This is a genomic window from Carboxydocella sp. ULO1 (assembly GCF_002049255.1).
Taxonomy (GTDB): domain Bacteria; phylum Bacillota.
The window spans coordinates 190,863-200,150 of sequence record NZ_BDLQ01000081.1; the positions used below are offsets into that span (position 1 = coordinate 190,863).

Sequence of the window (9,288 nt, forward strand, 5' to 3'; positions counted from 1 at the left end):
GAGCTGTAAAAGAAGGGGTGCCTTTCAAGTTAGTATCACCCCGGCATACTTCAACCATAGGTTACTGGAAGTATATGAAACGTTACGCCGTTCCGGTGCATTGCGCGGCGGCACTGGTTATAGGTCGTCGGGCAATGGGGTTCAGGGAACGGGTGACTGAAGAACTCAGGCAACTGATATCGCAAATCAAGCAAAACCTGACCCGGAAGGTTAATCCTGATAGACCTGGGGAAGGAAAAGGGATGACCCGTGGGGTCAGGGCCTGCTTGAGGCGGCTGGAGGAAAAGCTTTCTGTGCATAACGGGCTTGCCCAGAGTGAGCAGGAGGCGTATAACTCCGTCTGGCCTGACCTGAAGTTATTGGCCCTGTCCGTACGGTGACCCCGTTTAGCCGGTGTCGGAGAAACCGGTAGGCGTCCTAACAGGACGCGGGAGGTGGAGTTATACTCCCACCGGGAGGTCAGCATAAACCGGTGCAGTACTCCCGTCCGGGTGGAACTCCCGGGCCGAGGTCCCCTGTCGCCCTGCCCCGCGGGGGCAAATCAAGTATTCGGAAAGGAGGCGAAATCCTGGTCTGGGGGCCAACTTGGCTGAAAATAAAAACAGTCAAGTTTTTTGAACCAGGTGGACTGTCTTGGAAGTAAAACTGGCTTATGGAAAGGATAAACTTCAGGTTGAGCTGAATCCGAAGGGATATTGCCAGATTATTACACCCAGATCTTTGCCGGGAGTGAGTGATCCTCTAGCTGAGATCAGCCGGGCGCTGGCTGAGCCCATTGGAACTTCGCCTCTGGCAGAGCTCCTCAGGGAGCGGCAGCCGCAAAAGGTTGTAATTGTTGTCAATGATGTTACCCGGCCCACACCCTATGAGGTGATGTTGCCACCGCTGGTAGCTGAGCTGGAAAGGGCCGGGATCGGGGATGAACAGGTGACCCTGGTGGTGGCGACCGGGAGTCACCGGGCCAATACGGAAGAAGAAAATCGGGCCAGCTTTGGGGAAGAAATTTGCCGGCGTTTTAATATCATTAGCCATGACTGTGACCGGGATCTGGTAGCCATCGGACGCCTGTCCGATGGACAAGAGCTGGTTATTAACCGTCTGGTGGCTGAAGCGGATTTTATCATCACCACCGGCCTGATTACCATGCATTATATCGCCGGGTTTTCCGGTGGCCGCAAATCCATTCTCCCCGGGGTGGCAGCTCGCAATCTGATTCAGTACAATCACAGCCTCATGACCGATCCCCGCGCCTGTGCCGGCAACTGGCGCACTAATCCGGTCCACTGGCTGATGCTGGAGGCCGCGCGCCTGGTGGGTGTGGATTTTATCCTCAATGTAGTGACCAATGAGAAAAAGGAAATCGTGCAGGCAGTGGCCGGTGACCTGGAACAGGCCTGGCTGGCCGGAGTGGAAACCTGCCGCCAGATGAGTATGGTCACAGTACCTCGGGCCGCTGATGTGGTGCTGGTCAGTGCCGGTGGCCATCCCAAGGACATCAATCTCTACCAGGCCCAAAAGGCCCTGGAGGCAGCGGCAGCTGCCACCCGGCCGGGCGGAACCATCATCCTGCTGGCCCGCTGCAGGGAAGGACTGGGCGAACATACTTTTGAAAAATGGATGCTGGAAGCAGAGACTCTGGAAGATATTTTCCGCCGTTTTGAACAGGGGTTTGTCCTGGGCGGACACAAGGCCTATGCTATCGCCAGGGTCTTACAGGAAAAACAGGTAATTTTAATCTCAGATCTGGGAAAAGAGTTGACGGAGAGCCTCTTTATGCGTTATGCTGACAGTATCCCGACTGCACTGCTGCAGGTAGAAGAACAATACGGACAGGATTATTCCCTGCTGGTTATTCCCGATGGCAGCCAGGTGCAGCCGGAAGTTGCTTCAGCATAGGAGGCAGAGCATGGAAATCATACGCTGGTCAGAAATGTTAAGTCCCATTGGGCCGCTGGTCCTGGTCAGTACGGAAAAGGGGCTCTGTCGCTTGGTTTTGCCGGGAGAAGGACAGGCTACCTTGCTGAACTGGTTAAATCGGAAATGGACTGAGGAGATAGTGGTGGAACGCAACCTCAAAGTCCACCAGCAGGCAATAGAACAGCTGGGCGCTTATTTTGCCGGAGAGCTGCAACAATTTGACCTGCCGCTGGATGTAAGTGGTAGCCCATTCCAGCTGCAGGTCTGGCAGGAACTGCAGAAAATCCCCTATGGCGAAACTCGAACCTACCAGGAGATCGCTACCAATATCGGCAAACCGCGAGCAGTCAGGGCCGTGGGACAGGCCAACAACAGAAACCCCATACCCGTCATCATCCCCTGTCACCGCGTAATCGGCAAATCAGGGGCACTGGTTGGGTATGGGGGTGGACTGGAGGTCAAGCTCTATTTGCTGGGCCTGGAAGGGGCCCCGGGTTTTAGTGGCTAGAGCAGGTTGCGCCAGTGCAAGAGGCTGAGCAAGTCACCCACGGTTTTGATTCCCCGTTGCTGAAATTCCTGCAGAAAAGTCAAAAACAAGCGGCTGGTGATCAGCGCATCCCCCAGTGCCGTATGGCGCAGGGGGGTTTTTATTTGCCAGGCGGTACAGAGGCTATCCAGGGTATAGGAACTGCGATAGGGCTGCAGGGCCATGGCCAGAACTACCGTATCGAGGATAACTGGCTTGAATTTGGTTTTTAAAGCTTTTTTCAACTGGATATTAATAAAAGCCAGGTCAAAATCGGAATTATGGGCGATCAGCATCCGGTTCCCGCAGAAGTCAAGGAAACGGTTGAAGACCGTCAGAAAATCATCGGCCTCAGCCACCATTTCATTATCGATACCGGTAATCTGGGTGACCAGAGGTGGAATGGGACGACCGGGATTGACCAGCTCCTGAAAGGAATGTTCAGGGCAGATTTCACCATTTTTGATTAGAACAGCACCAATAGAGGTGATGGTATCACCGCTAAAGGGATACAACCCGGTGGTTTCCAGATCAAAAACAACAAATTCCATTTCCCGTAGCGGTTTTTGGGGATTGTGGCGCTGTTCCTGGAATTTCTTCAATTTTTCCTTAACCTCGGTCAAAATCAGGGAGTCACAGGCTCTATCTCCTCCCGCAGTTTCAAATCCCATCAATCGGGAGGTGCGGCCTAACCACGCGCGTAACATCATCATCTACCCCCTACCCGGCATGAAAAACAGTACCAGTAAAGCTCTGCAGTTTATCGACGGCCAGCATGGCATAACGCAAAGTGGCCGCTTCTTTTTTAGGCAACTGATTGGGATTGATCCAGTTATCGGCTTCCAGTCCCTGCTCCAGTTTCTTAAGGTTGTTTTTCAGGCGCAGGGTCATCAGGATTTTATAGGCAGTGGAATAATACTCACTATCCTCGGGGTTGAAAATATTGCGCTGTTCCATGATTTTCAAACGCCCCAGGGTGCTGGTTTCGTCAATGCCCCATTTGAGGGCAAAAATCCGGGCACAATCCACCATATGCACACAAACCGCCCGCTTTAAATCGATTTCATTTTTATGCTCCCCGTGCTTTTCCGTAATGAATTGCCGGAAAAACCCCAGGGGCACTTTGTATTCCAGATCATCCTTGGCCAGAAAATGGAGCAGAACCGGATAATCCTCCACCCGGCGATGGACAAAATGGCGCAAATCCTGGGCCAGTTCCTTTTTGCCGTAGACGGGGCGGAAATCCAGGAAAATGGTGAGTTTGCGCACTATTTCCGGTACCGGCTGAGCGATCCAGCTGGTGACATCCAGGTACCACTGGCGCAGGGGTTTGGTCCACTCCGGATTGGAGGCCATGACATTGCCCTTGCAGCGGGCAAAGCCACAGGCGACCAGGCCATTGACGATTTTCTCCCCCAGGGTAAGAAAATAGTTCTGGGCTTCCTCGGCCAGGTTGGCCGGGACATCGGCATAGATAATGCCATTATCCTGGTCAGTGCGCAGGACCTGTTCCTTGCGGCCGCCACTGCCCATGGTGATAAAACAGTAAGGGACAGGAGGGGTACCCAGACCGGCCTGGACCATTTCCTCTTCCGCCAGTTGAATGACTTTGGCGGTGAGCCGGTCATAGAACTCACTCATAACCACAAAGATTTCTTCAATGGGGGCATTTTCAGCCAGCAAACCCACCAGTACCTGATCCACTTCCCGGGTGGCCTGGACCAGATCGTCCAGGTTGCGGGAGGTTTCAATGGTATCGACAGTAGTGAGGGCGCCGGAGCTGCGGGCCCGAATCAGATCCCGCATGGAGATAATCCCGAAAAGATGGCCCTGGTCTACCACAGCCAGATATTTGACTTTATTTTTGACCATGGCCAGCAAGGCCTCGGAATAAAAAGCATCAGGAGGCAGGGAAACCAGCTGGGTGTTCATTACCATATCGGCGGTAATATCCCCGGTTTGCGGACAGCCCTGGGCCAGCACTTTAGCTACCAGGTCCCGGTCGGTGACGATTCCCACCGGCCGCTCCTGACCATCCACCACGACCAGAGCCCCGATATTGCGCTCCGCCATGAGCTGAGCTACTTCGGTGACGGTCTGGTTGGCGCGGCAGGTCAGAACCGGGCTGGTCATGATTTCCGACAGCCGCTTGCGAAAAGGCTGGGTTTCCAGGTTGCCGGCCAGATAACTCTGTTCGGCAACCACTTCTTCATAAATTACCCGCATCCGCTCTAAAAGGGTTTGGGTAAAATAACCGGCGAATTTAGGATAGTTTTCCAGCAGACTTTCAAAAACTTCCCGGGGCATAAGCAAGCAGATACAATCCTCTACTGCTCGCACAGAACCGGGATAGGGCTTGTCATTGAACAGGACCGTTTCCCCGAAGAAATCCCGGGGCTGACGCAGTCCTACCACGTTGTCTTCTCCTTTTTCGTTGGTCAGGACTACTTCGGCCAGGCCATTGGTAAGAATATAGAGGACAGCGCGGGAGGGTTCACCCTGTCGGAAGATATAGGTGCCTTTGGGATAAAGCCGGGATTCGCATTTGACTAAAGCTGCCTGCAATGCTTCCGGGGGCAGCAAGCTAAAGGGTTGAGCTTCGTGCAAGATAGAAAGGTATCCCATCGGCGCCTCCTCCTTCCTCTTTCTTAGTTTCAATATAAAGGGAGGACGGAGTGGACGGCAAGAAATTTGCGGTGAAGGGGAGAGAAATGCAGGCGGAAGGTCGAAAACAGCCGTTTCCCGCCGGGGAAACGGCTGTCCTTCTTCCTGAATGGTGACTCAGACGTAGTTAAGCAGTCCACCCGCCAGCAGGATGGCCCGCTGGCGGGGGGTAAGGTCTACCAGCAAGGGGATGGTCAAATTTTTATTTTCCACGATCAGATTTATTTCTTCGGCTCCGGCGCCAATCCGCTCAACCAGTTCGGGCAAGCGGATAATATCCCCCTGTTCAATAGCCTCATAGTCTTCTGCCCGGGCAAAAGTCAGGGGCAGGATGCCGAAATTGATCAGATTGGCCCGATGGATACGGGCGAAGGACTGGGCAATCACTGCCCGTACTCCCAGGTACATGGGGGCGAGAGCGGCATGCTCCCGGCTGGAGCCCTGGCCATAGTTCTGGCCGCCCACCACAACGCCACCGCCTTTAGCCAGGGCCCGGGCGGGAAATTCGGGATCCACCTGGTGGAAGACATACTGGCTGATGGCCGGGATATTGGAACGCAAAGGCAGGATTTTGGAGCCGGCCGGCATGATGTGGTCGGTTGTGATGTTATCCCCTACCTTCAACAAGACCTCACCGCGGTATTCAGCAGGCAGCGGCTGGCCTTTGGGCAGGGGCTTAATATTGGGGCCCCGCCGTACCTCAACGGTTTCCGGCGCCGCTGCCGGGGGGATGATCATGCTGTCATCCAGCAGGAACTTTTCCGGTAAGGTCACTTCCGGATATGCGCCCAGTTCCCGTGGGTCAGTTAATTGGCCGGTCAGGGCGGCAGCAGCGGCTACTTCCGGACTGGCCAGATAGACCTGGGCATCTTTGGTGCCACTGCGCCCTTCAAAGTTACGGTTAAAGGTGCGCACTGATACGCCTGCAGAAGGAGGAGCCTGGCCCATGCCGATACAGGGCCCGCAGGTGCATTCCAGCAGGCGCACTCCGGCGCTGAGCAGGTCAGCCAGGGCGCCATTCTGGGCCAGCATAGTCAGCACTTGCCTGGAACCAGGACTGATTACCAGACTGGTGCGGGGATGGATCTTCTTACCCCGCAGGATAGCAGCCACCCGCATCAGGTCTACGTAAGAGGAATTGGTACAGGAACCGATGGCCACCTGGTCCACCGGGAGACCAGCTATTTCCCGCACCGGAACTACTTTATCCGGGCTGTGGGGACAGGCGATCAGGGGTTCCAGGGCAGAAAGGTCAATAGTCAATTCCTCATCATAGACCGCATCGGGATCAGCGCTCAGGGGTACCCAGTCCTCCTCCCGGCCCTGGGCGGCCAGGAAGGCCCGGGTGATTTCATCACTGGGGAAGATGGAAGTGGTGGCCCCCAGTTCGGCTCCCATATTGGTGATGGTGGCCCGTTCCGGTACCGTCAGGGTTGCTACCCCCGGGCCGGTATATTCCAGAATCCTGCCCACTCCGCCTTTGACGGAGAGACGGCGCAGCACTTCGAGAATGACATCCTTGGCACTGACCCAGGGGGAAAGGCGGCCCAGCAGCTCGACTTTGACCACTTTGGGCATAGTCAGATAAAAAGGTTTGCCCGCCATGGCCACCGCTACATCCAGGCCTCCGGCCCCGATGGCCAGCATGCCGATGCCCCCGCCGGTGGGGGTATGGCTGTCAGAACCCAGCAGGGTTTTGCCGGGTTTGCCAAAACGCTCTAAATGAACCTGGTGGCAGATACCATTGCCGGGACGGGAAAAATAAATACCATGTTTGGCGGCAATGGTCTGCAAAAACAGATGGTCATCGGCATTTTCGAACCCGGTTTGCAGGGTGTTGTGGTCCACATAACTTACGGACATCTCGGTTTTGACCCGGGGCACGCCCATGGCTTCAAATTGCAAGTAGGCCATGGTACCGGTAGCATCCTGGGTCAGGGTCTGGTCGATTTTGATGGCTATTTCCTGGCCAGGCACCATTTGGCCTTCCACCAAATGGGCGGCGATGATTTTTTGAGTCAGATTCATGCCCATCTTGCCACACCTCCGTTTTATCTAAGGAAAAGGGTAACATAAAGAAAAGCCCGGTGTCTATAACACCGGGAAAAGTATACAATATATCGCTTGTGCTTTTAAACTTTGCCAGGAGGTGCCTGCAGACTGACGGTAAATTTATGACCAGCCTGATCCTCGTAGAGGACTTTATCCACCTGCTGGTCTCTGGGAATCTCAAACAGCAGGAGACCACCACCGCGGTAATGGGGCGGCAGGTCCATGGCTTTGAAGGCCCCTTTGCCGGTAATGGCAGTGCGGGCTTCCGAATACTGATAGCTCTTGCCGTCTTCGGTGATGATGGTAACGAATTCCGGCTTGATGTTCAGGTCCTGGTCGCTGTCATTGGTAATAGCGGTAAAAAGGCCAATTACCACTTTGCCTTCCTCAGCGGGCATCAGCTCAGGACTGAAATATTTGGGCTTCTGGCTCACTTCCAGGGTAAGGGGGCCCTGCACCAGTTTAATATGACCGGATTTTTCTTCCCTGTTGCTGGCATGAGGCGGCACCTGCGGCTGAGTGCTGGCACAGCCCCCGAGAAGCAGTGCAGCTGCCAGGAAGGAAAGGAGAAGGATTTTTTTCACAAACTTTCACCTGCCGTGTTAGATTTATACCCTCACTAGTATTCCACGCCCGATTATTTTTTCCTGCTGGCGGGAAAAATATTGACAAAGGAGGGTGATTGCCATGAGCGACTGGCAGGTGGATTTACGGAATCTCCACGGTCAGAAAAAAGTGGAACGGGTCAAAGAAGTAGTCAGCCAGGTGGGGCCGGTGGACACCCTGAATATTGTCTTTGACCGGGTAGACCCGGTCTTCACCGATGAAGTGGTGGATATCCTGGAGGAAAACGGTTTCGCCTGGCAACCCAAAGGCAGTGAAGAGGGGTATTATATTCAGGCCAGAAGGCTGCACTAGCTTATTCTGGCAAAAGGGGACAGCTGGCAATACATATTCCGCAGCGTTTACCGGCGTTCACTACGAAAATGTAGTGGGCGCATTTTTCTTTATTGATGGTCCAGCCGGTGGTCGGATTATACTGGCCTTCCCAGCCCTGCAGGGCCCCGGCCGGGCACTGCCGGACACAGGCCTGGCACTGACTGCAAAGGTCGGGTCGGGCCGGGTTAGCCACCTGAAGCGGAGTATAAGGGGCAGAGGTAATCACCGCTGCCCAGCGCTGGGCCGGGCCATAGGCAGGGGTCAGAATCAGGTTGTTGAGGCCGAAAAAGCCCAGACCGGCCAGGACGGCAGCGTGTTTAAGGGAAAAATCCGCCTTCAGACGCCCATAATCGCCGATGGCTGCTTCTGAGCTGATGGGCAGGGCCTGGTGGCCCAGTTGCTGGAGTTGCCGGGCCAGCTGATAGGCAGCGTGAGTCAGATGCCGGTTGGCCATTTCGAATTCTACCATGTACTGGTTGCGGGTTTTCGGCAGATAGCGAATTGGTGTCGGATTCAGACTTCGAGCGATTACAATAACCTGCTGCGAGGTAGGCAACAGGTCCTGGGGTTTAAAACCCGGGGGAGCCTGGTCAAAGGCGGAGACAGGGGCAGTACCGTAAAGGTCCACGTCCAGGCGGGACAGGAGTTGCTCTAAGTCCATACTTATCACCTCTGCACAGGGTTTTTAATTAATTTTAAGCCAGCCCCTCTCGTATGGGCAATCTTCCTGCTCTCAAATGTGTTATAATGGGGCTGGGAGGTACTGTAACAGTTATAAGAAACTATACTATAATTGATTGTACCTAACTATTTTACTACTATAAAAGTATGGAACTATTATCCATTGGTGAAGCAGCAAAGTCCGGCAGGGTTTCGGGGAGCTGATCAGGAATGCCAAAGAAACACGAGAAGAACAAATTTAGCATAACTGTGTGCGGGGAGTTTTTTCCGGAGATTTACCCGGCTCACCGGTCTTCGAAATGGAGCCGGGGCGAAGAAGACCAGCTGACTACGGAGATGCGTCTCTTCTGTGCCTGTATGCGGTGGGCCTTTAACCGGCTCCTGGAAGGTGCTTCCCGTCATGAAATCAAGAAGTCAGGACAAGAACTTTTCGGGCTGAACTCCCGCTTTGTCGATGACTCCAGACTTAAAGCACAGGCCCTGCTGGACTCCCAAACAGAACTGCTGAA

Annotated in this window: 8 protein-coding genes and 2 pseudogenes; 5 read left to right on the top strand and 5 right to left on the bottom strand. The window is 54.3% G+C overall.

The annotated features are described in order from the left end of the window. From ULO1_RS15245 to ULO1_RS15330, 3 genes and pseudogenes are all read left to right on the top strand, one after another. Positions 1-380: pseudogene (locus tag ULO1_RS15245) on the top strand (IS200/IS605 family accessory protein TnpB-related protein); the annotation flags it as partial. Between the two features lie 253 nt (positions 381-633). Beyond that, a complete protein-coding gene (gene larA, locus ULO1_RS11110) occupies positions 634-1,896 on the top strand; it encodes a nickel-dependent lactate racemase (RefSeq protein WP_078666024.1) in 1,263 nt (420 codons plus the stop codon). Positions 1,897-1,906: 10 nt separating this feature from the next. Further along, positions 1,907-2,425, top strand: a complete 519-nt coding sequence (locus ULO1_RS15330; RefSeq protein ID WP_079907695.1) for a methylated-DNA--[protein]-cysteine S-methyltransferase — start codon at positions 1,907-1,909, stop codon at positions 2,423-2,425. Here ULO1_RS15330 and ULO1_RS11120 read toward each other — a convergent pair. From ULO1_RS11120 to ULO1_RS11135, 4 genes are all read right to left on the bottom strand, one after another. Next, positions 2,422-3,150, bottom strand: coding sequence for a PolC-type DNA polymerase III (locus ULO1_RS11120; RefSeq protein WP_159073804.1), 729 nt, complete (start codon positions 3,148-3,150; stop codon positions 2,422-2,424). The two genes, ULO1_RS15330 and ULO1_RS11120, sit on opposite strands and share 4 nt — an antisense overlap. 13 nt (positions 3,151-3,163) lie before the next feature. Next, the gene (locus ULO1_RS11125) at positions 3,164-5,068 is read right to left on the bottom strand and encodes a DUF294 nucleotidyltransferase-like domain-containing protein (RefSeq protein WP_079933610.1); all 1,905 of its coding nucleotides are present in this window, start codon (positions 5,066-5,068) and stop codon (positions 3,164-3,166) included. Positions 5,069-5,224: 156 nt separating this feature from the next. Continuing rightward, positions 5,225-7,141 (bottom strand): aconitate hydratase, encoded by a 1,917-nt coding sequence (locus ULO1_RS11130; RefSeq protein ID WP_079933611.1) that lies wholly within the window; start codon positions 7,139-7,141, stop codon positions 5,225-5,227. Between the two features lie 98 nt (positions 7,142-7,239). Next, positions 7,240-7,743 (bottom strand): DUF4352 domain-containing protein, encoded by a 504-nt coding sequence (locus tag ULO1_RS11135; RefSeq protein ID WP_078666019.1) that lies wholly within the window; start codon positions 7,741-7,743, stop codon positions 7,240-7,242. A gap of 103 nt (positions 7,744-7,846) precedes the next feature. Between ULO1_RS11135 and ULO1_RS11140 the strand changes: the two genes are divergently transcribed. Beyond that, complete coding sequence (locus ULO1_RS11140) at positions 7,847-8,077, top strand: hypothetical protein (RefSeq protein WP_078666018.1); 231 nt, start codon at positions 7,847-7,849, stop codon at positions 8,075-8,077. A gap of 1 nt (position 8,078) precedes the next feature. On the opposite strand, the gene ULO1_RS11145 is transcribed toward ULO1_RS11140, so the two are convergent. Continuing rightward, positions 8,079-8,759 (bottom strand): 4Fe-4S dicluster domain-containing protein, encoded by a 681-nt coding sequence (locus ULO1_RS11145; RefSeq protein ID WP_079907698.1) that lies wholly within the window; start codon positions 8,757-8,759, stop codon positions 8,079-8,081. Positions 8,760-8,989: 230 nt separating this feature from the next. On the opposite strand from ULO1_RS11145, the pseudogene ULO1_RS11150 reads away from it, so the two are divergent. Then, a pseudogene (locus ULO1_RS11150) lies at positions 8,990-9,288 on the top strand (IS200/IS605 family accessory protein TnpB-related protein); the annotation flags it as partial.